Genomic DNA, 25,520 nt, shown 5'->3' with positions numbered 1-25,520 from the left:
AGGAACCCAGATGGCCGATGCAACTTCGAAACCTGTCGCCGCTGCCGCAGCGGAGGTGACGGTACTGCCGATCATCCTGGCGGTCAGCTTCTGCCATATGCTGAACGACATCATGCAGTCGATGATTTCGGCAATCTATCCGATGCTGAAGGCCGACTTTGCGCTCGATTTCTGGCAGATCGGCATCCTGACGCTTGCGTTCCAATGCACCGCATCGCTGCTGCAGCCGGTGATCGGCATCGTCACCGACAAGAAGCCTTTTCCCTATTCGCTGCCGTTTGGCATGGGGTCGACCTTTATCGGCCTTTTCATCCTGGCCTGGTCGCAATCCTATCTGATGCTGGTGGTCGCCGCGTCGCTGATCGGCATCGGCTCGGCCGTCTTCCATCCGGAATCTTCCCGCGTCGCGCGGCTTGCCTCCGGGGGGCGTTACGGTTTTGCGCAGGCGACATTCCAGGTCGGCGGCAATTTCGGCCAGTCGATCGGTCCGCTGCTTGCCGCCTTCATCATCGTCCCGAACGGGCAGGGGAGTGTTGCCTGGTTCTCGGTCATTGCCATGCTGGGGATATTCATCCTGGCCTGGGTCGCGCGCTGGTACAAGGCGCATATGGCGGCGAACAAGGGCCGGAAAAGGATTTTGAACGCGCACAGCCTGTCGAAGCGGACGGTGGCGACGGCACTCGTGGTGCTGGCGTTGCTGACCTTTTCCAAGAACATCTATATGGCGAGCATCAGCAGCTATTACACGTTCTTCGTGATCGAGCGTTTCGGCGTTACGGTGCAGCAGTCGCAGATCATGCTCTTCATCTTCCTCGGTGCCGTGGCGCTCGGAACGGTCATCGGTGGCCCGATCGGCGACCGGTTCGGCACGAAGGTGGTGATCTGGTTCTCGATCCTCGGCGCGTTGCCCTTCACGCTCGCCATGCCGTTTGCGAACCTGCCCGTCACCATCGCACTTTCGGCGATTGTCGGCTTCATCATGGCCTCGTCCTTTCCGGCCATTGTCGTCATGGCGCAGGAACTGGTGCCCGGGCGCGTCGGCATGATCGCCGGCATCTTTTTCGGGCTCGCCTTCGGCATCGCTGGTATCGCGGCAGCTGTGCTCGGCGTTTTTGCCGACCTCTACGGGATCAGTTTCGTCTACACCCTCTGTGCGTTCCTTCCGGCGCTCGGCCTGCTGACGGTTTTCCTGCCCGGCAAGAGGGCCTTGAGGGTCGCTTGAGAGAGGAAAAATCTCCATTATAGGTAATGGGATGGATCGCCTTTGCGGTCATCCGCATTATATCGCGTAATGGCGCAGTGTCGCCGAACAGGAGAGCGCCAGATGGAATGGAGAGGCCGCCGTCAATCGGACAATGTCGAGGACCGACGCGGTGCCTCCGCGGGTGGTTCCCTGGGGCGAGGCGGATTCCGAATTCCGATCGGCGGCGGCGGGCGCCGCGGCGGCGGGATCGGGATCGGCGGCATCGTTCTCATCCTGATCATCAGCTGGATTCTCGGTATCAATCCCCTGACGCTGCTTTCCGGCGGCGACATTGGTCTCGATGGCTCCGGCACGCAGCAGCAGACAACCAGAGCGCCCGCAAACGACGATACAACCGCCTTTGTTCGGACGGTTCTTGCCGAAACCGAGGATACTTGGAACGGCATTTTCCAGGCAAACGGCCAGAACTACCAGGAACCCAGCCTGGTGCTGTTTTCCGGACAGGTGAATTCCGCCTGCGGCTTTGCCTCGTCCGCGACAGGCCCCTTCTACTGCCCCACCGATCGCAAGGTCTATCTGGACACGGAATTCTTCGGGGAGCTCGAGCAGCGGTTCGACGCGGCCGGTGACTTCGCGGAAGCCTATGTGGTGGCGCATGAGGTCGGACATCACGTGCAGAACCTTCTCGGCATCCTGCCGCGCTTCAATCAGGCCCGTCAGCGGATGAGCGAGACGGAGGCAAACCAGATGTCGGTCCGGGTCGAATTGCAGGCGGATTGCTTTGCCGGCGTCTGGGGCAAGTTCACGGAGCAAAGGGGCATTCTGGAACGCGGCGATCTGGAAGAGGCACTGAATGCCGCGCAGCAGATCGGCGACGACACGCTGCAGAAGCGCAGCCAGGGCTATGTGGTGCCGGAAAGCTTTAACCACGGAACCTCAGAACAGCGCATGCGCTGGTTCAAGCGCGGTTTCGATACCGGCGACATGAAGGCCTGCGACACGTTCTCCGGGGATGTGTGAAGACTAAGTTTCCGGTTTTGGTTTCAGCCCAGGATACACCTTGTGAGCCGGCGGTGCGGCATCTCCAACCCTCTCCTTGCGGGGAGGGATGGCCGGCAGGTCAGAGGAGGCGGCAGCCCGCATCGGCGGCGATCGGTGTAGAAAAATTCGAATCCGCTTAGCCAGATCAGTAACTTAACCCCTTTCTCATCCCCACCCCCCGCATCCATGCCTACAATTGCACCGCTTCCGTCGCCGGAGTGTTTCGCGAGACGTTCGCGGGCAGGCGGGAGCCGGCGCTTCCATCGGACCCGTAACGTGCGGGAAAGGTGGAAGAGGTGAAAGCCATGGAAGGAGACCGGGCAGCCGGACTTCCTCCTATCAAGCCTCCCCCTGGCCGCAGGGCCAGGTTCGGTATAGCCGTGCAAGTGGCAAGGTTTCCCGAAAGGAGACCGCGAATGAAGCCACGCAGCGAGGCGAGGTGATCACCTGTAGGGGCAGGACACCCCGAGAGAACGCCGAAGGCCACGCGAATGCGGAGCCATACTATACAATTCCAATGAGGTTCCGCATTCGTGTGGGCTCTCCGATCTTTGAAACCACGGGCGGGTTCGCCGCGTGCCCTTCTGGCATGTCCATCGACTCCCCCTCCACGAAGCCTACTTGTACATGCCCTCGCGCAGGTTGATGCCGTATTCCACATAGGCCTTCATCGCGCAGAGCATCTGAGACCAGCCCTGGCAATTGCCGTAGGATGCCGCCAGCCCGCCGGGTGTTTCCCTCCAGCCTTCTTCGGCGATGGTGACCAGCGTACGGTTGTCCTCGAGCGGTTCGAAAGTCATGGTCACCGTCGTGAAATAGTCCGAGGGCTTTACGTTTTCCGGACCCTCTTCCGCAGCGTTGCCTTCGTGAGCCGCCCATCGCAGCACGATTTCCCTGTTCTTTTCGACTTTGACGACTTGAACGGGGAAGGCGCCGGGAAAGTCGTGGAAATCCCATGTGACGGTTGCACCTGTTTCCAGCCGGCCCTGAGCGCCGCCGGTTGTGAAATACCCTGACAGTCTCTTCGGGTCGGCGACGGCCTCGAACACGTCCTCGACCGGCTTCGCAATCCGGCCCGATACCTTGAATTTCAGTTCCATCGCTCTTCTCCCTGGTTTTTGATGAAATAATGTTATAAAAAAATAACATGTCAAGCCACGAAAGAAGTAACGGACTTTCTGCTGGTTTGCGGGACGATTCAGGATGGATGGTGATTACAGCCTCGGCCGGGCGAGGCTGGATCCGCCGGATCAACGGATCAGGAACGCAGACCCATAGAGCCCGAGCGCGAAAACCGTGTGAGCGGCAAGATTGAGAAAGCGGACCTTGTTCGGCTTCGGCGTCTTCGATGCGGCCCAGCCGATCCCCATGCCGGGTTGCATGAGGAACCAGCCGGCGGCGACCGTGACGATGCCGAAAATCCATGCGGGCACGAAGGTCGGAGCAGAGAACCGGCCGGGCCCGACGATGAAGGCGAAAACCGCTCCATAGAGGATGCCGACCGCATAATGGCCGGCCCAGCCGAGCGCCAGTTCGTGGGCATAGGGTTCTGCTGCGGCGATGTTTTCATGAAACACGGTTCCGCGGGAGAGATGCCAGAACCAGCGTCCGCCCGGCGCCCAGTTGGCATTGGGCTGGCCGAAAAACCGGTGCAGCAGGATGGCCCAGAGGTCCATGAGGATGGTGGCGCCGATGCCGATCAAAATGCCGCGCCAGAGGAGTTCGAACATGGGAAAGCCGCCATAGAAGAGGAATTCCTCTCTATGGTCTCCGGCCGTAAATGTCGAGCCGGGTTCTGCGGACAGGGGATATCCGTGGTTGCCGTGGCGGGCGTCGCTCCGCCGTCGTCAAGCGACTTGACCGGAAACGGTGTGCCGCTCCCTTGCTTCAAGGCGGGACAGCGGCGGACGCCGTGATCCCTATTCAATCTGCTCATCCTCCCATCAAAAACTTTGAAATGTTCACGGATTGTTTCCCTTTCAGTTTGCCGGTATGTAGGCTGCCCGGCGACCCGGTCGTCTTTCCAGAAACCACAAGATCCTAGAGAGACATCCGATGCTCGATCCGAAATTCGTTCGCCGCGGTCTTTTTCTCGTCTTCATGATCCTGTTCCTGGACGTCATCGGGATCGCGATCATCATGCCCGTGTTGCCGACGTTCCTGCGGGAGTTGACGGGGGACGACATGAGCGCTGCCGCCGTCGACGGCGGCTGGCTTCTCCTGATCTATTCTGCCATGCAGTTCCTGTTCGCACCGCTCCTCGGAAACCTGAGCGACCGTTTCGGGCGGCGACCGATCCTCTTGGCCTCCGTCCTCACCTTCGCGCTCGACAATCTGATCTGCGCGGCTGCGACGAGCTTCTGGATGCTGTTCGTGGGGCGCGTGCTGGCCGGCATTTCCGGCGGAAGTTTCGCGACCTGCTCGGCCTATATCGCCGACATCAGCAATGATGAGAACCGCGCCAAGAATTTCGGCCTGATCGGCATCGCATTCGGGGTCGGCTTTACGGTCGGACCTGTCATCGGCGGCTTGCTGGGGGAACTGGGGCCACGCGTGCCATTTCTAGGCGCCGGTCTCCTGTCGCTTGCCAATTTCATCGCTGCCTGGTTTCTGCTGCCGGAGACGCTCGACAGGGCCAACCGCAGGACGTTTGAATGGCGGCGGGCAAATCCGCTCGGAGCATTGCGCCAGATGCGCCATTATCCGGGCATCGGCTGGGTCATGCTGGTGATGTTTCTCTACTGGCAGGCGCATGCTGTCTATCCTTCCGTCTGGTCGTTTGTCTCCGCCTATCGCTACGGCTGGAGCGAAGGCCAGATCGGTCTGTCGCTCGGCCTTTTCGGGATCTGCGCGGCGCTCGTCATGGCATTTGTCCTGCCGAAGCTCGTGCCGGTTCTCGGCGAGTGGAAGACGGCGGTTCTTGGCCTTGTCTTCTCGTGCCTTGGATTGACGGGATATGCCTTCGCCTGGGAAGGCTGGATGGTCTATGCGATCATCCTTGCGACCACGATCGAAAATATCGCCGACCCGCCGCTGAGAAGCATTGCAGCCGGCAAGGTTCCCCCGTCGGCGCAAGGCGAATTGCAGGGTGCGATGGCCAGCCTCACGAGCCTGACGACGATCCTCGGCCCCGCGATTTTTACGCAACTCTTCAGTGCCTTTACCGGTCCGAGGGCGGCGGTCGAGTTCGCGGGCGCACCCTATCTGATGGCAGCAATCTTCATGCTGGTGGCCGTTTTAGTGTTTTTGAGCAAGATTTCCAGGAAAACTCCGGTCGCTGTAGTCGATAATGAGCTCAGCCATCAGATTTCTTGAAGAGACGGCCAAAAATTTTGCTGAATCGCGGCAAAGTGTTGCCGCCTGACGAATGCTTCTTTATACGCGAAGCTTCCGCCGCTCGCCAGTTCCTGGAAGCGGCGTTTTTCGTCTGCGGAGGTGCCCATGTCGAGCTCGAGCCAAGCCATGACGTTCCATGCGGCCACGGACAACTCCTGGTCTTCGCATATGCGCGCGACCGTTGCCCTCGGCGTGCCGCTGGTGGGGGCGCAGCTTGCGCAGATGGCGATCCACACGACCGACGTCATCCTGGTCGGATGGCTCGGCACGACGGAACTCGCGTCCGTCGTGCTTGCAACGCAGATGTTCTTCATCGTCTTCATCTTCGGCACCGGTTTTACCAGCGCCGTCGTGCCGCTTGTCGCACAAGCTCTCGGGCATAGGGATGCGGTCCGTGTTCGCCGCTCCGTGCGTATGGGCTTCTGGATCGTTTTCGCCTACGGCGTTCTCACCGCGCCGCTCCTCTGGTTCTCAGAACCGATCCTGCTCAGGCTCGGCCAAGCGCCCGATGTCGCAGCTCTCGCGCAGAGCTATCTCAGGATCGCTCAATGGGGCATCTTTCCCGCGCTCGGATTGATGGCGCTTCGCAGCTTCGTCACGGGCCTCGAGAAAGGTAGCATCGTGCTTTATGTCACGATCGGCATGTTCCTGATGAACGCAGCGGTGGCCTATACGCTGATTTTCGGGCATTTCGGCGCGCCGGCGCTAGGGCTGCACGGGGCAGCGATCGCGGCGGTGAGCGCCAATCTCTGCGGCTTCCTGATTGCCGTCGTCTATGTGGAAAGCCAGCCGCGGATGCGAGCCTACGAGGTCTTCGTGCGGTTCTGGCGCCCCGACTGGGCCATGGTCCGCGAGATCGTAGCGCTTGGTTTGCCGATCAGCTTCACCATTCTGGCGGAAACCAGCCTGTTTTCTGCAGCCTCACTGCTGATGGGCATGATCGGCAAACTGGAGCTTGCCGCGCACGGTATCGCGCTGCAGCTTGCCTCGATCGCCTTCATGATCCCGCTCGGTCTTGCCCAGGTGGCGACGGTGCGGGTGGGGCTTGCCAATGGCCGGAACGATTCGGTGGGCATCAGGCGCGCGGCGGTCGCCGTGCTGGGCGTCGGTATCTTCTTCACCGCGATCGGCAGCGTGCTTTACGCGGCAGTGCCACGCGCTCTCGGCGCCCTGTTCCTCGATACCCGGCAGGCAGATGCGGAAACCGTGCTGGCCCTTGCCGTGCCGTTGATCGCAATTGCCGGCGCGTTCCAGCTCGTCGACGGCCTGCAGGCGGTGGGAGCCGGGCTGCTGCGCGGCGTCAAGGATACCAAGGTGCCGATGATTCTCGCTCTCATCGCCTATTGGCCGATCGGTTTTGCCTGCGCCTGGACTTTTGCCTTCCCGCTTGGTTTCGGGGGCGAGGGCGTCTGGTTCGGCTTCGTCCTCGGCCTCGCCGCAGCCGCCGTCTTTCTCTGCGGGCGGTTCTGGCTTCTCGTCCGCGCCCCGAAAACGGCTCGCTGAAGCGGCTGGCCATGACGCTTCAGGCTGGAAGAAGTTCGCGAAGCGTCACAGGCTGATAGAATCCCACATGAGCTTCGATGCCGAGTCGCCTGGTGAGGGCCTGGCGGTCGATGCCGGCCTCGGCATCCGATTTTGCGACTGCAGCAATAACCGGTTGAAGGACGTGTTCTCCTTCGAATTTTATGATGGTGAGGAGGTTGAACTCCCCCGGGCCAGAATGCTGCTCGAGGACCAGATCGTCGACAAAACCGGGCTGCGACCGGATGACCTCGTGCGTCCTCCTGATGAGGCGCATGAACTCGTCGCGGGCATCCTCCGGCACCGAGAACCTGTTGACGCGCACGACGCCTGCCTTGTGTATTTCGCTCATGGAAAAACCCCTGCTCGTGTTGAACAGGGGTCTTGTGCAGCCTCAAGTATGGTTGAGGTCAATAGGTCGTCAGCGACTTTTTTACAGCTTCAGGTCAGCGTTCGGCGAGAGCCGGTTCGCCCTTGCGCTCGCGAACGAGGTTGATAAAGCGGCGGAAGAGATAGTGGCTGTCCTGCGGTCCCGGCGAAGCTTCCGGATGATGCTGTACGGAAAAGACCGGCTTGCCGGAAAGACGCAGGCCGCAATTGGTGCCGTCGAAGAGCGAAATGTGAGTCTCTTCAACGCCTTCCGGCAGAGACTTCGAATCGACTGCGAAGCCGTGGTTCATCGAGACAATTTCCACCTTGCCGGTCGTGTGATCCTTGACCGGGTGATTGGCGCCGTGATGACCCTGGTGCATCTTTTCGGTCTTTGCCCCCAGCGCAAGGCCGAGGATCTGGTGGCCGAGGCAGATGCCGAAGGTCGGGATATCGGTCTTGATGACGTCCTGGATGACCGGCACCGCATACTGGCCGGTTGCAGCCGGATCGCCCGGGCCATTCGAGAGGAAGATGCCGTCCGGCTTCAGGGCCAGAATGTCTTCAGCCGAGGTCTGCGCCGGGACGACGGTGACCTTGCAATCAAGGCCGGCGAAGAGGCGCAGGATATTGCGCTTCACGCCGTAATCGACGCAAACAATATGGTACTTTGCGTCTTCCGGCTGGAGGTCGCTGTAGCTCTCGTTCCATACCCAAGGCGTTTGCGTCCACTGCGAGGACTGGCCGGAGGTGGCTTCCTTGGCGAGGTCAAGGCCTTCCAAGCCGCTCCATGCCTTGGCTTCGGCCTTCAGCGCCTCAATGTCGAAGACACCATTCTGATCGTGGGCGATCACCGCATTCGGCGCGCCGTTCTGGCGGATCCAGGCGGTCAGCGCGCGGGTATCTATGCCCGAAAGCCCAACGATGCCGCGGGCCCTCAACCAGGCGTCGAGATGCTTGGCGGCACGGTAGTTGGAGGGCTCGGTGATGTCGGCCTTGAAGATGACGCCGACCGCGCCGCGCCGGGCGGCGGGCGTCAGGTCCTCGATGTCTTCTTCATTGGTGCCGACATTGCCGATATGGGGGAAGGTGAAGGTGACGATCTGGCCGAGATAGGAAGGGTCGGTGAGGATTTCTTCGTAACCCGTCAGTGCCGTATTGAAGACCACTTCGGCGGGCACCTTGCCGGTCGCTCCGATTCCCGTTCCTTCGATCACCGTTCCGTCGGCAAGAACGAGTACGGCGGTGGGTTTTTTCGTGGTCCAAGGGGCGGTGGCTGGAGCGGTCGCAGTCATGTTCATCCTTCTGCCTCACCGGCCCCATCCCTTGAAGGGACAGGCTGTAAAGGCCATCTATGGTCGCAGGAACGGGCGCGCAGGATACCGGCGCTAGCCCTGACATTCTAAATCTCGTGCAGGTGCCGGAAAATAAACAAAGCGGGCGGGATGGTCAATCACGCGAACCGAAGAATCCCTGACGATTATCCTCGTCTGAATTCAAGGTCTTAAGTGAATTGAATTGATTGCCCTCGGCCCGTCGTCTATGACACCGGCTTGGATGACAAGGAAAAGCCACAATTCCCGAGGCCTGCGCTCGGCTTTTCCCAAGGAGAAAAATGATGATGCGCGACAAGCTTTCCGAAGCGCTCAAGAATGCGATGAAGGCCAAGGATACGCGCCGGCTTTCCACCGTGCGGCTGATTCAGACGGCCATCAAGGACCGTGACATTGCCAACCGCGGTGTGGGCAAGGATCCGGTCAGCGATGACGATATCCTGCAGATTCTGCAGAAGATGGTGAAGCAGCGGGAGGAATCCGCCAAGATTTACGAGGATGCCGGCCGCGCCGAACTTGCAACGCAGGAGCGCGAGGAAATCGGGGTCATCAAGGGCTTCATGCCGGAGCAGCTTTCAGATGAAAAGGTGCGCGGCCTCATTCAATCGGCGGTCACGGAAACTGGCGCACAGGGCCTGCGGGACATGGGCAAGGTCATGGCCGTCCTGAAGGAAAAATATCCGGGCCAGATGGATTTCGCCAAGGCTTCGGGCGTCGTGAAGGAACTTCTGAAGTAAGTTCACTGCACCAGTTGGAAAATCAGAAGGCGGGAACCCGATTTCGGATTCCCGCCTTCTTGCTTTTACTGATCGCTTGCAGCGACTGCGGATTTGCGCGTACCGCCCTGACCGCATGGCGGATAGTTGGAACCTGTGAATAGCGGGCACCATTTTTCTTCCTGGTGGCATTCGGTCGAGCCGGCGCTTATATGAAGTTTGGCTCAGAGGTGAAGATGCGCTTTTCCAACAGTTTTCTCGACGAAATCCGTGATCGCGTGCCGATATCGGCCGTGGTCGGCCGTCGGGTGACCTGGGATCGCAGGAAGACCAACGTCTCGCGCGGCGACTATTGGGCCTGCTGCCCGTTCCATGGGGAAAAGAGCCCGAGTTTCCACTGCGAGGACCGCAAGGGCCGGTACCACTGCTTTGGCTGCGGCGTGTCCGGCGATCATTTCCGGTTCCTGACCGACCTCGAAGGGTTGAGTTTTCCGGAGGCAGTGCAGCAGGTTGCCGACATGGCCGGCATCGCTCTGCCTCAGCCCGATCCGCAGGCCGAGAAGCGCGAAAAGGAGCGGACGTCGCTGCTCGACGTCATGGAGATGGCGGCCCGCTTCTTTCAAGATCAGCTCCAGAGCGCCGGTGGCGCAAAGGCGCGAGCCTATCTGCGCGACCGGGGGCTGACGAGCCGGACGATCGAGACGTTTCGGCTGGGTTATGCGCCGGAAAGCCGCAATGCGCTCAAGGAGTTTCTTGCGGGCAAGGGCGTGCCGAAGGAACAGATCGAGGCCTGCGGTTTGGTGCGGCATGGCGACGACATCCCGGTCTCCTATGATTATTTCCGCGACCGCATCATGTTCCCGATCCTTTCGTCGCGGGAGAAGGTGATCGCCTTCGGCGGCCGCGCCATGGCGCCGGATGCGCCGGCGAAATACATGAATTCGCCCGACACCGAACTCTTCCACAAGGGGCAGGTGCTCTACAATTTCGCCCGCGCCAGGCGGGCGGCACAGGCCACCGGCGGCAAGACCGAGGGCGCCACGATCATCGCGGTCGAAGGCTATATGGACGTGATCGCGCTGCATCAGGCCGGCGTGGAAAATGCGGTCGCGCCGCTTGGCACCGCCTTGACGGAAAACCAGCTCGATCTGCTCTGGAAGATTTCGCCGCTGCCAATCCTCTGCTTCGACGGCGACGGGGCGGGGCTGCGCGCCGCGAGCCGTGCCGCAGATCTCGCTTTGCCCTCCCTGAAGCCGGGGCGCTCGGTGCGTTTCGCGCTGCTGCCGGACGGCAAGGATCCGGACGATCTGGTCAAGCAGGAGGGCAGGGCGCCGTTCGACAAGGTGATTTCGGATGCGAGGCCGCTTGTCGGCATGATCTGGCAACGCGAAGCCGCTTCAGGCAACTTTGAAACGCCGGAACAGCGCGCGGAGCTTGAGGCGCGGCTGAAGCAGATTGTCTCGGTCATAGCAGATGAGAATGTCCGACGTCATTACCAGCAGGAAATCCGCGACCGCCTGAACAGTTTCTTTTCGCCGGTGCAACGTAGCGGCAACGGACGCCGCGAGGGGTTCCAGCGCGGTGGAACTCGGACAGGGCGCGGCGGCGCTGCGCCACAGGCAGGAGGGGGAGCCAGCCGCGGCGTCGGCATTTCCGATCGTCTTGCACGTTCCGGCCTGGTCCGCGGCCATCGAGACTTGCCGGCCCTTCGCGAGAGCGTACTGGCGCTGACCATCGTCAATCATCCGCAGCTTCTGCTCGAGGAATATGACGAGATAGCCGCCATCGATTTCGAGAACCGGGACTTGCAGCGTTTCTGGGCTGCCATGCTGCCGGCCGCGGCAACGGCGGGTGCGAACCTTTCACGCGAATATCTGACGCAGCGGCTTTCCGCTGAAGGGTTCGATGCCATCCTGAAATTGCTCGATCAGCAGATACGCAATGCGCGGCTGTGGACGGCAACGCAGCAGGCAGCGCCCGAGGATGCTCGCGAAGGTTATCGCCAGGCTCTGTCGCTTCACAAACGGACGAAGGCGCTTCGCGTCCAGAAGATCGAGCTGGAACGCGAAATTGCCGAGACGACCGAAGCGGGCGATGCGGCGGAAATCGAGCCGCTGCTCAGGGCGCTTTCGGAAGTCCAGCTCGAAATACTCCGCATGGAAAACCAGGAAGCCATTATCGACGGCTTCGGGGTCTTGTCAGGACGGGTGAAGGGGGCAGCCGTCAGCCATGGCTGATGCAATGCTCCGGCTTCACCCTTGCTCTTGCTGGACGAGATCTCGATCCTACCCTTTGCCCAGTGATTCTTATGTCTCGGGGAGATGGATGAGAATTTCGGGAAGCTGCCATTGCGGAAATATCGCCTTCGAGGCGGAAGGCGAATTCGACAAGGCGATGGAATGCAATTGTTCCTTCTGTCGCCGGAGGGGCGTATTGCTTGCCTTCGTACCGCGCGACAAGCTGGAACTGACGACGCCACGGGAGAACCTGTCGACCTATCACTTCAACAAAGAGGTGATCGCCCATCATTTCTGCGCCAGTTGCGGTATAGCTCCCTTCAGCGAAGCGGTTCTGCCAAACGGCGCCGAGATGGCAGCGATCAATCTCAGATGCATTCCGGAAATCGACCTTGCGGCCCTGACGGTAACCCAGTATGACGGGGCGTCTCGCTGAGGAATGCGGCGGAGCGACGCGCGGGCCTTTTCTGTCGACCCAAACCCTTGTCTTTCAGGGGGCACCGCCTACATAGCGGCTATATTTGGTGAGTATACCCACAAAAGACCCGTTTTGAGCGGGTTTTCCCAATTTTCCTGGGCATGACTTATGGAAAAGCTTGACGGAGCGTTAATTTGTGGGAATCACCATTTCAAGGCAGAATAGGCGGAGTGGGTCAATAGCACCGAACATGACCGGTGATCTCCTGGCAGGACGGTCCTGTGTCAAATGCGACCGCCATGGTAATCGGGAATTAAAGGTCATTCCGTTACGTGTTGAACAGTGATTCGCGGCAAGGCGAGCGGTCGTCTTAAGCCGGTGTCCACGAAGCGCGGCGAAAGTGGCGTTCAGGGAAAGTGACGAAATACATGGCAACAAAAGTCAAAGAAAACGAAGAAGCAGAAAACGAACGCGAAGGCACGCAGGATGGTCCGCTTCTCGATCTTTCTGACGACGCAGTCAAGAAGATGATCAAGGCCGCCAAGAAGCGCGGCTATGTCACGATGGACGAATTGAACTCGGTCCTGCCGTCGGAGGAAGTTACCTCTGAGCAGATCGAGGACACGATGGCGATGCTCTCCGACATGGGCATCAATGTCGTCGAGGACGAAGAGGCGGAAGACGCCGCCGGTGGCGATGACGACGGCGAGAGCGACAGCGATGGTGAGGAGAGCGAAGGCGGCGAACTTGCCCCGACCTCCGGCACTGCGCTCGCTACGGCGAAAAAGAAAGAGCCGACCGACCGGACCGACGACCCGGTTCGCATGTATCTGCGCGAAATGGGTTCCGTCGAGCTTCTGTCGCGCGAAGGCGAAATCGCCATCGCCAAGCGGATCGAAGCCGGCCGCGAAACGATGATCGCCGGGCTCTGTGAGAGCCCGCTCACGTTCCAGGCGCTGATCATCTGGCGCGACGAGCTGAACGAAGGCACGACGCTGCTCCGCGAGATCATCGATCTCGAGACGACCTATTCAGGCCCGGAAGCAAAGGCTGCGCCGCAGTTCCAGAGCCCGGAAAAGATCGAGGCCGATCGCAAGGCGGCTGAAGAGAAGGAAAAGACCCGCAAGGCGCGCATGACTGCCGCCAACGACGACGACATTACGTCGGTCGGCGGCGAAGGCATGATCCTCGAGGAAGAGGAGGAGGACGATGATGAGTCGAGCCTTTCTCTCGCCGCGATGGAAGCCGAGCTGCGTCCGCAGGTCATGGAAACCCTCGACACGATCGCCGACACGTACAAGAAGCTCAGGAAGCTGCAGGACCAGCAGGTCGAGCAGCGTCTTGCCGCGACCGGTACGCTCTCGTCCGCTCAGGAGCGCCGTTACAAGGAGCTCAAGGACGAGTTGATCACCGCGGTCAAATCGCTGTCGCTCAACCAGAACCGCGTCGACAGCCTGGTCGAGCAGCTTTACGACATTTCCAAGCGCCTGATGCAGAACGAGGGCCGCCTGTTGCGTCTCGCCGAATCCTACGGCGTCAAGCGTGACTCGTTCCTGGAACAGTACCAGGGTGCCGAGCTCGATCCGAACTGGATGAAATCGATCGCCAATCTGGCCGCCCGGGGCTGGAAGGAATTCGCGCGCGCCGAGAACACGACGATCCGCGATATCCGGCAGGAGATTCAGAATCTTGCGACCGAAACAGGCATTTCGATCGCCGAATTCCGACGTATCGTTTCGATGGTGCAGAAGGGCGAACGCGAAGCGCGTATCGCCAAGAAGGAAATGGTCGAAGCGAACCTTCGCCTCGTCATCTCGATCGCCAAGAAGTACACGAACCGCGGCCTGCAGTTCCTCGACCTCATCCAGGAAGGCAATATCGGCCTGATGAAGGCGGTCGACAAGTTCGAATACCGCCGCGGTTACAAGTTCTCGACCTATGCCACCTGGTGGATCCGGCAGGCGATCACCCGCTCGATCGCCGACCAAGCCCGCACGATCCGCATTCCGGTGCACATGATCGAGACGATCAACAAGATCGTCCGCACGTCGCGCCAGATGCTGCACGAGATTGGCCGCGAGCCGACGCCGGAAGAACTGGCCGAAAAGCTCGCCATGCCACTCGAAAAGGTCCGCAAGGTCCTGAAGATCGCCAAGGAGCCGATCTCGCTCGAAACCCCGGTGGGCGACGAAGAGGATTCGCATCTCGGCGACTTCATCGAGGACAAGAACGCGCTTCTGCCGATCGATGCAGCCATCCAGGCGAACCTGCGCGAAACGACGACCCGCGTTCTCGCATCACTCACGCCGCGTGAAGAGCGCGTATTGCGCATGCGCTTCGGCATCGGCATGAACACCGACCACACGCTCGAAGAAGTCGGCCAGCAGTTCTCGGTCACTCGCGAACGTATCCGTCAGATCGAGGCCAAGGCGCTGCGCAAGCTCAAGCACCCGAGCCGCAGCCGCAAGCTGCGCTCGTTCCTGGACAGCTAAGCAGCTTCGGAACTCACATCAGAAACCGGCCTGTGAAAACAGGCCGGTTTTTTAATGCGAAATCGAATTTGAAAAGACATTCACGACCACGACACCGGCGATAATCAAACCGAGGCCGATGATGGCGGCGGCATCAAGCGTCTGGCGAAACAGGATCAGGCCGACGGCGGAGATCAGCACGATGCCGAGGCCGCTCCAGATAGCATAGGCGATGCCGACCGGCAGCGTGCGCAGCGCGATCGACAAAAGGTAGAAGGCGGCCAGATAGCAAATCCCCATCAGGATGGTGGGCAGGACCCGCGTGAACTGGTGGCTCTGCTGCAGGAAGGTCGTGCCGATGACTTCGAGCACGATTGCGGCGGCGAGGGAGCCGTAGGTCAGGATTGCGGGGCTCATGGTAGTCGCTCTTATTTCGTAAGGTTTTTCAGTTGCTCGCGGAGTGCGTCAAGCTCCTTCGCCGACAGCCCGTTCGTCTCGGTCAGGTTTGCGAGCCAGATGCCGTCGGCGGCGTAACGGGCAATCTTCAGATCGGGATGGTCATCGGTTTCCGCATGACGCTTGAGCCGTTTTTGCATCCAATCCGACCAAAGCGTGCGCAGATGCGGATCGGTCATGCAGGAGATCGAGAGCGCGGCCCAAGGGCTTTCGCTACCCTCGAGAGTGACCTGGAAAAAGGCGTCGATATAAGCACGGGTGAAACCGCCTCTTTTGCTGTCGTCTTCGCTCATCAAGCGGTCGATCTGCGCGTCGAGTTTCTGGAGCAGGTCCCGGAAGACGGCGCCGATCAGCGCCTGCTTGCTTGGAAAGTGGTGCAGCAATCCGCCTTTCGTCACGGACGCCGCATCTGCCACCGCCTGAAGCGTCAGGCTGCCGAGCCCCTGATCCACAGCGCATCGCGCTGCCTGATCCAGGAGGGAGCGCCGCACCTGTTCCGGTTGTTTTTCACGTCGATGAGCTTCTGACATAGATAAAGATACCGTATGGTAGGTTTCTTTGCAAGGCGCGATTTTTCAATCGAAGTGCAGGAAGGACCGGGAGAACGGAAGGGCAAGATCTGCAATTTATTCTGTTTTGATCAGCCGGGACTCGATCCTGGCGGTTTTCCGTCTTACATCGACTGCCATGACGGATGAGATCGAGAAACGGCGCAACGATATGGGCTGGGGCATTCCTGCCTCGATCCTGCTGCATGTCATTTTCGCCGTCCTCCTTTTCTTTCATCTCCCTCTCGATCTTTCCGAGCCGCAGAAAGAGGAGAGCGTGAGCGTGGAGATCGTGCCGCCGCCGGAAGAGCCGGAAAAGAAGGCGGAGGAAAAGCCGAAAGCAGCGGAGGAACCGCAACCCGAAGAGGCCAAGAAGGAAGAGCCGCCTCCGCCGCCCGAACCACCAAAGCAGGAAGAGGCCAAGAAGGAGGAACCGCCTCCACCCCCGCCACAGGAGGAGGCAAAGCAGGAGCCGCCACCAGCAAGCGAACAGGCGAGGGGACAGCCGATTCCCCCTCTTCGGCCGGTGTTCGAGTTCGGAGAAAAGGATACCGGACCGCGAAAGGCGCAGGACGGCAACTCATCGCAGGAAGCGACCGTGTTGCCTCCCGAGACGAACCCGGATGTAGAGCCTGCGGAATTGCCGAAACAAATGCCCGCAGAGCCATCCGAAGCAGAAGCCGCGGAGGTGCCGAAGCCTCAGACTGAACAGCAGGACCTTCCCGAAACCCAACCTGCCAATCCGGTTCCTGACGATATCCAACTTCCGGAGGTGGGCGTGATTGGGACCAATTCGGAACAGAACGGCCCGAACTCACAGGTTGCGCCTGCCGATACGAAAACTGAGATCGTCGCCGCGCAGCCGGTGAAGCCGAAAGCAGAGCCGGCCCAGACGCCGCCGACCGAAAAGCCAGTGGAACTGACGGAAGCCAAAAGGCTTTTTTCTCAAAGTGAGACAGGTGACGCCAACGCCGTGACAGCGATGGGTAATGTGCCGAGAGCGGTGCGCGGGGGGCAACTCTGCATTACGGAATTGCGCGAACAGTTGCGGCACGTGTCGCCCTCCTACGTGCCCGAACTGCTGCCCGCCTATCGGCTTCCTAACGGCACCCTGCTGGAAGTCAGGCGTGGGGCCTTTCGCACGAGTTCCCAGTGGTACGATCTTAGCTTCCGTTGCGAAGTGAATGAGGAAGCTACCAAGATCCTGTCCTTTGCTTTTGATATCGGAGCGCCGGTGCCTCGGAGCGAGTGGCAGAAGCGGGGCTTTCCGCCGTTTTGACCGGGCATGAACCGATGGTGTCATGGTCGGTCGCTTCGGGCCGATTGGCCCCGCTTACAACACTCGCCGTCACCGTCCTACCTGTGCGATAGTGTGGCTCTTCCCACGAAAGCGATTCCATGGCCCGAACCCAGAGCAGCACCGATCCCCTGTTTGAAGGCAATGGTGCGAAAGATCCGCTTTCCATCTTGAAGCAGATCTATGGTTATTCCGCTTTTCGGGGCAAGCAGGCCGCCGTTGTCGACCGGCTCGTGTCGGGCGGCGATGCGGTGGTGCTGTTTCCGACGGGGGCGGGCAAATCGCTGTGCTTCCAGATACCCGCGCTCTGCCGGGATGGTGTCGGCATCGTCGTTTCGCCGCTGATCGCGCTGATGCGCGATCAGGTTGAGGCACTGAAGCAGCTCGGCGTGCGGGCCGCGGCACTCAATTCGTCGCTCTCTCGCGAAGAGTTCGCGGACGTGCGGCGGGCGATTGCTGCCGGCGATCTCGATCTTCTCTACGTCACACCCGAGCGCGTCGTCACCGCCGGCTTCAGGGAGTTGATCGGCAATGCACAGATCGCGCTTTTTGCGATCGACGAGGCGCATTGCGTTTCCCAGTGGGGACATGATTTTCGGCCGGAATATCGGGAACTCGGGCAGCTTGCCGAACAATATCCAGGCGTGCCGCGCATCGCGCTGACGGCGACGGCCGATCCGCATACCCGCGAAGACATTATCGACAAGCTCGCTCTGCACTCGGCTGAAGTTTTCACCACCTCGTTCGATCGTCCGAATATCGCCTATGAGATTGTCGAACGGGACCAGCCGCGCCAGCAACTCCTGCGCTTCCTGTCGCGCCACAAAGGCTCGAGCGGCATCGTCTATTGCCTGTCGCGCGCCAAGGTCGAAGACACGGCCGAATGGCTGAACGGGCAAGGTGTCCGCGCGCTTGCCTATCATGCCGGCATGGAGCGCAGCGTCCGCGACGCCAACCAGGATGCGTTTCTGAAGGAAGAAGATCTCTGCCTGGTCGCGACCGTCGCCTTCGGCATGGGGATCGACAAGCCGAATGTGCGGTATGTCGCACATCTTGACCTGCCTGGCTCCATGGAGGCCTATTACCAGGAAACCGGCCGCGCCGGCCGCGACGGCCTGCCATCCGATGTCTGGATGGCCTATGGCATGGCGGATGTCATCCAGCGCGGCCGGATGATCGATGAGGGCAATTCGGGCGACGATATCAAGCGGGTCGAACGGGCCAAGCTTAATGCGCTGCTCGGCATCTGCGAAACCCCCGGCTGCCGCCGGCAGGCGATCCTCGCGCATTTCGGGGAGGCGCATGCCGGGCAATGCGGCAATTGCGATACCTGCCTCAAGCCGGTGGAAACCTGGGACGGAACGGAGGCCGCCATAAAAGCGCTGGCGGCAGTCTACCGGACCGGCGAACGTTTTGGGACCGGCCACCTGATCGACGTGCTGCTCGGAACCGTGAACGAGAAAACCAGCCGCTTCGGTCACGTCGACATGCCGGTTTTCGGGGTCGGCAAGGACATTTCATCGAAAACCTGGCAATCGGTCTACCGCCAATTGCTGGCGGCCGGCCTCGTCAGCGTCGATCACAACGCCTTCGGTGCATTGAAGCTGGAGCCGGAGGCGCGCGCCGTGTTCAAGCGCGAACGCGAGGTGCGCTTCCGCAAGGACCGCCCCACCACCGGCAAGGCGTCACGAAATGCGTCGCCCGCTTCGGCAAGCGCCCGGTCCGCACTGGAAGGGGCCGATGCCGAGCTCTTCGAGGCGCTTCGCGTCGCTCGCCTCGCTATCGCCAAAGAGCTTTCGGTGCCACCCTATGTCGTCTTTCCGGACACGACGCTGGTCGCATTCGCGACCGAGCGGCCTACGAGCCGCAATGCATTGCTTGGCATTTCCGGTGTCGGACAGTCGAAGCTGGAGCGCTATGGCGATGCCTTCCTGACGGTCATCCGGGCGCACCACCGATAGGGGTGGACACGCGGTTGATTGACCGGGTGAGGCTTTTGACTATGCTGCCGCTACGTCATCGAAGGACCCTCCAATGAAAGCCATGTTTTACGAAGCCTTTGAAAAGGTGCCGGAAATTCGCAACCTACCTGATCCGGAGCCGACGTTTGGCGGCGTGGTGATCAAGATCGGCGCGACCGGGCTCTGCCGCAGCGATTGGCATGGCTGGATGGGGCACGATCCGGATATCCGTCTGCCGCATGTGCCGGGCCACGAACTGGCCGGAAAGATCGTGGCGAGCGGCAAGGGCGTGATGCGCTTCAAGATCGGCGACCGGGTGACGGTGCCGTTCGTTTCCGGCTGCGGACATTGCTCGGAATGCCATTCCGGCAACCAGCAGGTCTGTCCGAACCAGTTCCAGCCGGGCTTCACTCATTGGGGCTCGTTCGCGGAATATGTCGCGATCGATTACGCCGACACGAACCTCGTGCATCTGCCTGACGAAATCGACGACGCGACGGCCGCGAGCCTCGGCTGCCGGTTTGCGACCTCCTTCCGTGCCGTCGCCGATCAGGCCCGCACCGGACCTGGCGATTGGGTGGCGGTGCACGGCTGCGGCGGCGTTGGTTTGTCGGCGATCATGATCGCCACCGCGCTCGGCGCCAATGCCATCGGCATTGATCTTTCGGAGGAAAAACTTGCCCTTGCCCGCCAATGCGGCGCGGTCGCAACCATCAATGCCAGCACCGTGGCGGATGTCGTCGAGGCGGTTCGCGAGATCACCAAGGACGGTGCGCATGTCTCGATCGACGCGCTCGGCCATCCTGTCACCTGCTTCAACTCGATCAAGAATCTCCGCCGCCGGGGCCGGCATGTGCAGGTCGGACTGATGCTCGGCGAACATGCGACGGCCAGCATTCCGATGGCGCAGGTGATAGGCCATGAACTCGAAATCTACGGCAGCCACGGCATGCAGGCCTGGCGATACGATGCGATGCTGGCGATGCTGACGGCCGGCAAAATGAGGCCGCAGCAGCTGATATCCAAGAGGATCAGCCTGGAAGAGGCGGTGCCGGCTCTGATGGGCATGGATAAGTCGGAGACGCCGGGGATCAGCGTGATCACCACCTTTTAACGCCTGCGATTGTTCGCCCAAATGGGGCAAAGTATTCCGGCAGCCCCGCTTGGTAGCCGCGATCGGCGCTCTAGATTCCTTCCCATGTTTCGAAACCGGAAGGGCGAGCCATGAATGCCAGGGCGCAGAAAATTCCAGGTCCCGATCATCCGATCACCGTTGAGCATAATCCTTCGCGCGTGGTGGTGAGGCTCGGCGGAAAAGTCGTCGCCGACAGCGTCAATTCCCTGACGCTGCAGGAGGCTTCCTATCCGCCGGTCCACTATATCCCGCGCAGGGACGTCGATATGTCGCTTCTCGAAAAGAGCGACCACGAGAGCTACTGTCCCTACAAGGGCGAAGCGTCCTATTTCAGTATTCCGCAAGGCGGCGAGCGATCCCGCAACGCGGTCTGGTCCTACGAGAAGCCGTACGAGGCGGTTTCTGCCATCAGGGAATATCTTGCCTTCTATCCGGACCGCGTCGATTCGGTGGAAGAGTTTCCGTCTCCGGAGGCCGGGCAGTTCTGATGCCCGGCGAAATTTGGCGAGCCGTGTCGGCTGCGCTGCGGCTCGATCGTCCTTGGGTGGTTCGAACAATAACGGAGGACTGACCATGCCCTATGTCGACGGATTTATTCTCGCTGTGCCCACGGCCAATCTGGAGCGTTACAAGGCGATGGCACGCTTCGCCGGTGATGTCTGGAAGGAGCACGGGGCCTTGACCTATGTGGAATGCATAGGGGACGACGTGCCCTACGGAGAACTCACGTCATTTCCGCGAGCCGTGCAGGCAAGGGAAGACGAGACCGTCATCTTTGCCTGGATCACCTACGAGAGCCGTGCACAACGGGACGAGATCAACAAAAAGGTTATCGCCGACCCGCGATTTTCCGGAGACGAGTGGAAGGAGGTTTTCGACGGCAAGCGGATGATCTATGGCGGTTTCGAGAGCTTCCTGACGCTTTGAGCCACCAGCGACCTTCGAAAGGATATCCATGCCCCAGTCCGTGATCTCCGTTTCCACCCGAGGGCAGGGCCTCTACGAATTCACTGGGGCTGCGCAGGATTTCGTCAGCAGCCACCCTCGGGAGGAGGGGCTGCTGACGGTCTTCGTGCGCCATACCTCCTGTTCGCTGATCATCCAGGAAAATGCGGATCCGGATGTGCGGCGCGATCTGAAGACTTTTTTCTCCCGCCTGGTGCCCCCCGCCAACGACCCGGAGATGCGCTGGGTCACGCACACCACCGAAGGCCCGGACGATATGCCGGCGCATATCAAGTCGGCGCTGACTGCCGTCTCGCTGGGCATTCCGGTGAGAGACGGACGGCTGGCACTCGGCACCTGGCAGGGCATCTACCTATTCGAACATCGCGATCAGCCGCATGTCCGTCAGGTGATCCTGCATCTCTCCGTCTGAGCGGATATGAACGACAGCTTAATGACGGATTCGGAATGGGTTCAGGCGCGCCGGAATAGTGTTGCGCCAATCGCTTCGAAAAGGCGGGAGACAAGAACCTCGGGCATAGCCCGAATTTCCGGAGAAACACCCATGACCAGCATGCTCGTCAAAGCCGGTATCGCCGCTCTCGTCGCGTTCACCGGCATGTCCGCGACAGCGCCGATGGCAGCCGCAGGCGGACCCGAATTTGGTATCTATGTGCAGCACTACGACCGCGACTGGCGCCATGATCGGGGTTGGAGAGATGATCGCGGATGGCGCCCGGATCGCCGCCCGCGGGGTTGCGCCCCCTGGCTGGCCGAGGCCAAGGCCGACCGGATGGGCCTTCGCCGTACCCGCGTCGTGGACGTATCGCGCCGCACGGTCACAGTCGTCGGCTTCGATCGCGGCGGCCGCGATCGCGTCGTCTTCGCCAATGTCCGCGGCTGCCCGGTCATCCGCCGCTAGCTGCCGGCAAATTCTTCCGTCTCCATCGCCCGTTGACGGATGAACGCCCTCGCCAGACTCCGGTCCGGCGAGGGCTTTTGCTTTACCGTCAGTCGAGGGCAAAGGTGACGTTGACGTTGACGGTGTAGGTATTCTCGCCGGCCGCGACCGGTACTGCCTCGGCGGCCATATCCTTCGCCATCGACATGCGCATCATCGCCTGCGGCATGGGTCTCGCCGAATTTTCGCTGATTTCCAAGATGCGCCCAAGCTTGACACTGGCTGCATCCGTCAGGGTTCTGGCCTTTGCGATCGCCTCGGCGACGGCCTGCTTGCGGGCCTCCGTCAAGGCCTTTTCCGGATCGTCATTGGTAAAGCTGATCTGGCCGCCCTGATTGACGCCGAGCTTTACCGATTTGTCGATCAACCCGCCGAGCTTGGCAAGTTCACGAACCTTGAGCGTCAGCGCGTTGGCGACCTCGTAGCCGGTGATTTCCGGCGCCGGAGCGTTGCCATTCTTCGGCTCTGGATGGCGGTATTGCGGATAGATCGAGAAATTGCTCGTCTGGATGTCGCGGTCGGCGATGCCTTCGGCCTTCAACGCGGCAAGGACTTCCTTCATCGCCGCGCTGTTGGCCGAAAGGGCAGCTTCGGCAGTCTTGCCGTTGCGGACAACCGACAGCGTCAGGATCGCCATATCGGGCGCCACTGAGGCCTCTCCTTCACCGGAGACATTGATGACCGGTTCGCGAGGCCGGACATCCTGGGCAGCGACCTGCAGGGTCGTGGAGGCGAGAGCAACACCTGCAAGAAACGATGCCAGGACAAGACGTGACGGCGAAAGCGCAAAGCGCATGGATATCTCCTGATCTGTTGGCGCGGCTGCAGCGGGCTGCCGCAATGGCGGGCGGATATGGCGTCGCAGGCGGCGATTCTACTTTGACGCACATCCACGCATTACGTGACGATGGATTGTGAAGCTATTGCGGCAACGGCTTGTAGCTTTGGGGGAATTGCGCTAGACGGACCTCCGAGGCAAGGCGTGCCATTGCGCCTTGCCCGCGCTTAAACGGCGGGCCTGTAGCTCAATGGTTAGAGCCGGCGGCTCATAACCGCTTGGTTGGGGGTTCGAGTCCCTCCGGGCCCACCACAATTTTTCATCTCCAAGCTGTCTGCAGTCGGATGCTGCGCTTCCGGAACTTTGAGACTCAATCCGGGATTTCGGCGATCCAAGGCACTGCCGGATGGATGCGTATCCGTTATCCTGCGTTGTTTATCGGCCGAGACGATGGTCTGCTGGCAACGTAAAATAGCAGGGGCAGGCTGGCGTTGAACTCCAACATTTCTTCGACTGCCGAGAGCACTTTGGATTCCGCGGCAACGTCGATTACTTGTGCGAGGCCAATGAAGCCGATGTGCAGGAAGATCAGCATGTGATCGGCCAGCCACGAGCTCTTTTCCCCAACCCCGCGCCCCAGTTGGCTCAGTGCAAACATCATCATGCCGAGAGACGCGGCCAGCAGCAGGCCTGCCAAAATCCATGCGAGGGTCGGATGGATATCGCGCAGCACTCGATAAGCCAGAATCAGCAGGTCGTGAAAGCCGTCCAGTTCACCTCCGCCATAGAGCGCAGGAGGCTGAAAGCCGAAAAGGCGGGAACCGAAGCTGGTTTCGTCCATCAACTCGGCGAAACCGATCAAACCCGCCACCAGGAGCGGAAGGCGCGGGCCTCCCCATGTGACGGATACGACTACGGCCCCAAGCACGGCGGCGGCAAGGCAGGCTACGCTTGCCATTTCGATAATGCCGTCTTCCTGCAGCAGCAGGGGCCGCACACCCGGCGCGAAGACGGCAGCCAACGTTGCGGTGAGCGTGCAGATCCCTATGGAAGCCAGGGCGACAATCGCCCAACGGGTTTGGTTTCTCGATTGAAGGAAAAGCGGGGAAAAAGCTGCAGCGCCGATCCCGACCTCGACACTGTTTTCCTCTCGGATAACGGCCATGTGCGCTCCTTACACAAATCTGTCACGGAACTGTCACATATCGTCCATTTCCGGCCAAGAAAGGGCAAGGCGAGATCATCTGCACTCCCGGCTGCAGCGCCGCGATCGGCACCCCGTTGGTCCGCGGTGATCCGCTGGAACCGGATTGACGGCGACGGAAGCGCCACCATGTCAGGCAGCGCTCAAAGGCGTTTGATGAGCTGTCGCCAATTTTCGTTGGCGACGAACCGGTACCCACGCCCGGCTCCGTCCGTACGATTCTTGGGGCCGATGGATCGCGTTCGATCTGTTGACGCGAAAGCACCTCTCCTGAATTTGCAGCTGGAGTTTCGTTTTTTACTTGGACGGGATTGTCTTGATCAGCCGAGTTTGGCGCGCCTCACGGTCGCCAGCATCGGTCCGTATTCAAAAAGAAAGAGGCCGAAGGCGAGGAGCCATAATAATCCGGACACGGTATAGATGGTGCTCGAAAACTCCGGGAACAGGCTGGTACCAGGTCTGACCACCGCACAGAGCACGATCGCTCCGTAGGATATCGTCGTGATGCGGGAGGCCGTCAGGATCCTGCCGGTATGGCCGCGGCTTGCCCTGGTCATGACGGCCAGCATCATCGTCGTGACCGTGCCGACGCTCAGCATGTGAAGGGTGGCGGTCGTGTCGAACAGGTCGATAGCTGCAAGCGCGATCGCTAGGTAACCAAGCGGCACGAACAAATAAGCGATGTGAAGGACCGCCACCAGCATTTCCGCGGCCGTCGTCCAGCCGCGCCACCGATGGAGCCGGATCAGGTGCGCCAGTGCGGCAGTGCCTGCGGCGGTCGCTACAATCGGCCCTTCGTCCAATATGACCCAAGCGGCAAGAGCTGCAACTCCCAGGACAATCGCGGCTGTATCGAAGTGGTTGTAAGGCGTAGGGAAGTCGGTGCGGCCTGCCTTGTTGATCCAGTTGCGGGTGAAGCTCGGAATGATCCGGCCGCCGACGATCAGGATCATTCCGACATAGGCCGATATGGCAAGCTTGATCGCCGGCGCTGGATGCTGACCCCCGATAACCTGGAGGTGGTAGAGGATATTGGCGGCCGAAAGCGCGAGAAGGCCGGCTATGACCTTCAGATCCTTCCACTTCTTGCCGGCAACGACTTCCCGCACGCAGATCAGCAAGAGGACTGGAAGAAAGGCCGAATCGAGCAGGATAGCTGCTATGGTTCCAAGCCCGTCCGACAGGAGAAGCGCCAGCCTGCCGGAGGCCCAGACGAGGAATAGAAAGACGAGCGGCCATCCGGAGACTGGAAGCCGGCCCGTCCAGTTGGGGACAGCCGTCAGGAGAAAGCCGGCAAGCACGGCACTTGCGTAACCGAACAGCATCTCATGCGCGTGCCAATGGACCACGCCATAGTCTGCTGCAACTTCGATCACGCCCATAAGACTTGCGATCCACAGCAGCATGGCGACTGCAGCCCAGACCGCTGCGCCGAGAAAGAAGGGTCGGAAGCCATAGGAGAATATTATCGGAGCGGTCGGCGATAGGCCGCGGGGGATGCCGCCACGGCGGGTTGTTGGGGAGGAGAGATCAGTCATCAGAAAATTCCTTCGATCGATAACTTGATCTATATCCCGGCGTTATTTTT

The 25,520-nt window shown here is 60.6% G+C and carries 25 protein-coding genes and 1 tRNA gene; 16 read left to right on the top strand and 10 right to left on the bottom strand.

Annotation, left to right across the window (positions count from 1 at the left end; translation table 11 throughout):
• Nucleotides 1–10: 10 nt before the first annotated feature.
• Together EDE09_RS03790 and EDE09_RS03785 are read left to right on the top strand one after the other, a co-directional pair.
• Nucleotides 11–1,222 (top strand): MFS transporter, encoded by a 1,212-nt coding sequence (locus EDE09_RS03790; RefSeq protein ID WP_132408983.1) that lies wholly within the window; start codon nt 11–13, stop codon nt 1,220–1,222.
• A gap of 102 nt (nt 1,223–1,324) precedes the next feature.
• On the top strand, nt 1,325–2,224 hold the full coding sequence (locus EDE09_RS03785) for a neutral zinc metallopeptidase (RefSeq protein WP_112801023.1): 900 nt from the start codon (nt 1,325–1,327) through the stop codon (nt 2,222–2,224).
• Nucleotides 2,225–2,862: 638 nt separating this feature from the next.
• Here the strand turns inward: EDE09_RS03785 and EDE09_RS03780 are convergent.
• Entirely contained in the window at nt 2,863–3,345 is a 483-nt protein-coding gene (locus tag EDE09_RS03780) for an SRPBCC family protein (protein WP_105370230.1), read from the bottom strand.
• A 150-nt stretch (nt 3,346–3,495) separates the two neighbouring features.
• Nucleotides 3,496–3,975, bottom strand: a complete 480-nt coding sequence (locus EDE09_RS03775) for a DUF2938 domain-containing protein (RefSeq protein ID WP_132408981.1) — start codon at nt 3,973–3,975, stop codon at nt 3,496–3,498.
• Between the two features lie 325 nt (nt 3,976–4,300).
• On the opposite strand from EDE09_RS03775, the gene EDE09_RS03770 reads away from it, so the two are divergent.
• The gene (locus EDE09_RS03770; protein ID WP_132408979.1) at nt 4,301–5,560 is read left to right on the top strand and encodes a TCR/Tet family MFS transporter; all 1,260 of its coding nucleotides are present in this window, start codon (nt 4,301–4,303) and stop codon (nt 5,558–5,560) included.
• On the opposite strand, the gene EDE09_RS28060 is transcribed toward EDE09_RS03770, so the two are convergent.
• On the bottom strand, nt 5,548–5,688 hold the full coding sequence (locus tag EDE09_RS28060) for a hypothetical protein (RefSeq protein ID WP_157948974.1): 141 nt from the start codon (nt 5,686–5,688) through the stop codon (nt 5,548–5,550). The two genes, EDE09_RS03770 and EDE09_RS28060, sit on opposite strands and share 13 nt — an antisense overlap.
• Between EDE09_RS28060 and EDE09_RS03765 the strand changes: the two genes are divergently transcribed.
• Nucleotides 5,687–7,084 carry an MATE family efflux transporter gene (locus tag EDE09_RS03765; protein WP_132408977.1) on the top strand — a complete coding sequence of 466 codons (1,398 nt, stop codon included), beginning with the start codon at nt 5,687–5,689 and terminating at the stop codon, nt 7,082–7,084. The two genes, EDE09_RS28060 and EDE09_RS03765, sit on opposite strands and share 2 nt — an antisense overlap.
• Before the next feature lie 19 nt (nt 7,085–7,103).
• On the opposite strand, the gene EDE09_RS03760 is transcribed toward EDE09_RS03765, so the two are convergent.
• Entirely contained in the window at nt 7,104–7,454 is a 351-nt protein-coding gene (locus EDE09_RS03760) for an antibiotic biosynthesis monooxygenase (RefSeq protein WP_132408975.1), read from the bottom strand.
• A gap of 94 nt (nt 7,455–7,548) precedes the next feature.
• Complete coding sequence (gene carA, locus EDE09_RS03755; protein ID WP_132408973.1) at nt 7,549–8,772, bottom strand: glutamine-hydrolyzing carbamoyl-phosphate synthase small subunit; 1,224 nt, start codon at nt 8,770–8,772, stop codon at nt 7,549–7,551.
• Between the two features lie 320 nt (nt 8,773–9,092).
• On the opposite strand from carA, the gene EDE09_RS03750 reads away from it, so the two are divergent.
• The 4 genes from EDE09_RS03750 (at nt 9,093) to rpoD (ending at nt 14,668) form a co-directional block, all read left to right on the top strand.
• Nucleotides 9,093–9,542 carry a GatB/YqeY domain-containing protein gene (locus tag EDE09_RS03750; protein WP_207914809.1) on the top strand — a complete coding sequence of 150 codons (450 nt, stop codon included), beginning with the start codon at nt 9,093–9,095 and terminating at the stop codon, nt 9,540–9,542.
• A gap of 215 nt (nt 9,543–9,757) precedes the next feature.
• Nucleotides 9,758–11,758, top strand: a complete 2,001-nt coding sequence (gene dnaG, locus EDE09_RS03745; RefSeq protein ID WP_132408971.1) for a DNA primase — start codon at nt 9,758–9,760, stop codon at nt 11,756–11,758.
• Nucleotides 11,759–11,846: 88 nt separating this feature from the next.
• Nucleotides 11,847–12,194: a GFA family protein gene (locus EDE09_RS03740; protein ID WP_132408969.1), complete on the top strand. Its 348-nt coding sequence runs from the start codon at nt 11,847–11,849 to the stop codon at nt 12,192–12,194.
• A 410-nt stretch (nt 12,195–12,604) separates the two neighbouring features.
• Nucleotides 12,605–14,668 carry an RNA polymerase sigma factor RpoD gene (gene rpoD / locus EDE09_RS03735; protein ID WP_105370223.1) on the top strand — a complete coding sequence of 688 codons (2,064 nt, stop codon included), beginning with the start codon at nt 12,605–12,607 and terminating at the stop codon, nt 14,666–14,668.
• A gap of 51 nt (nt 14,669–14,719) precedes the next feature.
• Here rpoD and EDE09_RS03730 read toward each other — a convergent pair whose 3' ends face one another.
• Nucleotides 14,720–15,064: a multidrug efflux SMR transporter gene (locus EDE09_RS03730; RefSeq protein WP_132408967.1), complete on the bottom strand. Its 345-nt coding sequence runs from the start codon at nt 15,062–15,064 to the stop codon at nt 14,720–14,722.
• 11 nt (nt 15,065–15,075) lie between these two features.
• Nucleotides 15,076–15,633 carry a TetR/AcrR family transcriptional regulator gene (locus EDE09_RS03725; protein WP_132408965.1) on the bottom strand — a complete coding sequence of 186 codons (558 nt, stop codon included), beginning with the start codon at nt 15,631–15,633 and terminating at the stop codon, nt 15,076–15,078.
• 157 nt (nt 15,634–15,790) lie between these two features.
• On the opposite strand from EDE09_RS03725, the gene EDE09_RS03720 reads away from it, so the two are divergent.
• From EDE09_RS03720 to EDE09_RS03690, 7 genes are all read left to right on the top strand, one after another.
• On the top strand, nt 15,791–16,930 hold the full coding sequence (locus tag EDE09_RS03720; protein ID WP_132408963.1) for a DUF930 domain-containing protein: 1,140 nt from the start codon (nt 15,791–15,793) through the stop codon (nt 16,928–16,930).
• A gap of 119 nt (nt 16,931–17,049) precedes the next feature.
• Nucleotides 17,050–18,909 carry a DNA helicase RecQ gene (gene recQ, locus EDE09_RS03715; protein WP_132408961.1) on the top strand — a complete coding sequence of 620 codons (1,860 nt, stop codon included), beginning with the start codon at nt 17,050–17,052 and terminating at the stop codon, nt 18,907–18,909.
• A gap of 73 nt (nt 18,910–18,982) precedes the next feature.
• Nucleotides 18,983–20,023, top strand: coding sequence for a zinc-dependent alcohol dehydrogenase family protein (locus EDE09_RS03710; protein ID WP_132408959.1), 1,041 nt, complete (start codon nt 18,983–18,985; stop codon nt 20,021–20,023).
• A 110-nt stretch (nt 20,024–20,133) separates the two neighbouring features.
• The gene (locus EDE09_RS03705; RefSeq protein WP_132408957.1) at nt 20,134–20,532 is read left to right on the top strand and encodes a DUF427 domain-containing protein; all 399 of its coding nucleotides are present in this window, start codon (nt 20,134–20,136) and stop codon (nt 20,530–20,532) included.
• Between the two features lie 85 nt (nt 20,533–20,617).
• Nucleotides 20,618–20,971: a DUF1428 family protein gene (locus EDE09_RS03700; protein ID WP_105370217.1), complete on the top strand. Its 354-nt coding sequence runs from the start codon at nt 20,618–20,620 to the stop codon at nt 20,969–20,971.
• 28 nt (nt 20,972–20,999) lie between these two features.
• A complete protein-coding gene (locus EDE09_RS03695) occupies nt 21,000–21,422 on the top strand; it encodes a secondary thiamine-phosphate synthase enzyme YjbQ (RefSeq protein ID WP_132408955.1) in 423 nt (140 codons plus the stop codon).
• A 132-nt stretch (nt 21,423–21,554) separates the two neighbouring features.
• Nucleotides 21,555–21,911 carry a hypothetical protein gene (locus tag EDE09_RS03690; RefSeq protein WP_105370215.1) on the top strand — a complete coding sequence of 119 codons (357 nt, stop codon included), beginning with the start codon at nt 21,555–21,557 and terminating at the stop codon, nt 21,909–21,911.
• Nucleotides 21,912–21,999: 88 nt separating this feature from the next.
• Here the strand turns inward: EDE09_RS03690 and EDE09_RS03685 are convergent, their stop codons facing one another.
• A complete protein-coding gene (locus EDE09_RS03685) occupies nt 22,000–22,746 on the bottom strand; it encodes an SIMPL domain-containing protein (RefSeq protein ID WP_132408953.1) in 747 nt (248 codons plus the stop codon).
• Nucleotides 22,747–22,964: 218 nt separating this feature from the next.
• Here EDE09_RS03685 and EDE09_RS03680 point away from each other — a divergent pair.
• Nucleotides 22,965–23,040 (top strand) — tRNA-Ile (locus tag EDE09_RS03680).
• A gap of 109 nt (nt 23,041–23,149) precedes the next feature.
• Here EDE09_RS03680 and EDE09_RS03675 read toward each other — a convergent pair.
• Together EDE09_RS03675 and EDE09_RS03670 are read right to left on the bottom strand one after the other, a co-directional pair.
• Nucleotides 23,150–23,893: a hypothetical protein gene (locus tag EDE09_RS03675; RefSeq protein WP_132408951.1), complete on the bottom strand. Its 744-nt coding sequence runs from the start codon at nt 23,891–23,893 to the stop codon at nt 23,150–23,152.
• 359 nt (nt 23,894–24,252) lie between these two features.
• A complete protein-coding gene (locus EDE09_RS03670; protein WP_132408949.1) occupies nt 24,253–25,470 on the bottom strand; it encodes an NnrS family protein in 1,218 nt (405 codons plus the stop codon).
• Nucleotides 25,471–25,520: the final 50 nt, after the last annotated feature.

Source organism: Neorhizobium sp. S3-V5DH, from assembly GCF_004343065.1.
Taxonomy (GTDB): Bacteria; Pseudomonadota; Alphaproteobacteria; order Rhizobiales; family Rhizobiaceae; genus Neorhizobium; species Neorhizobium huautlense.
This window is presented reverse-complemented; position numbering and strand designations above follow the sequence as displayed.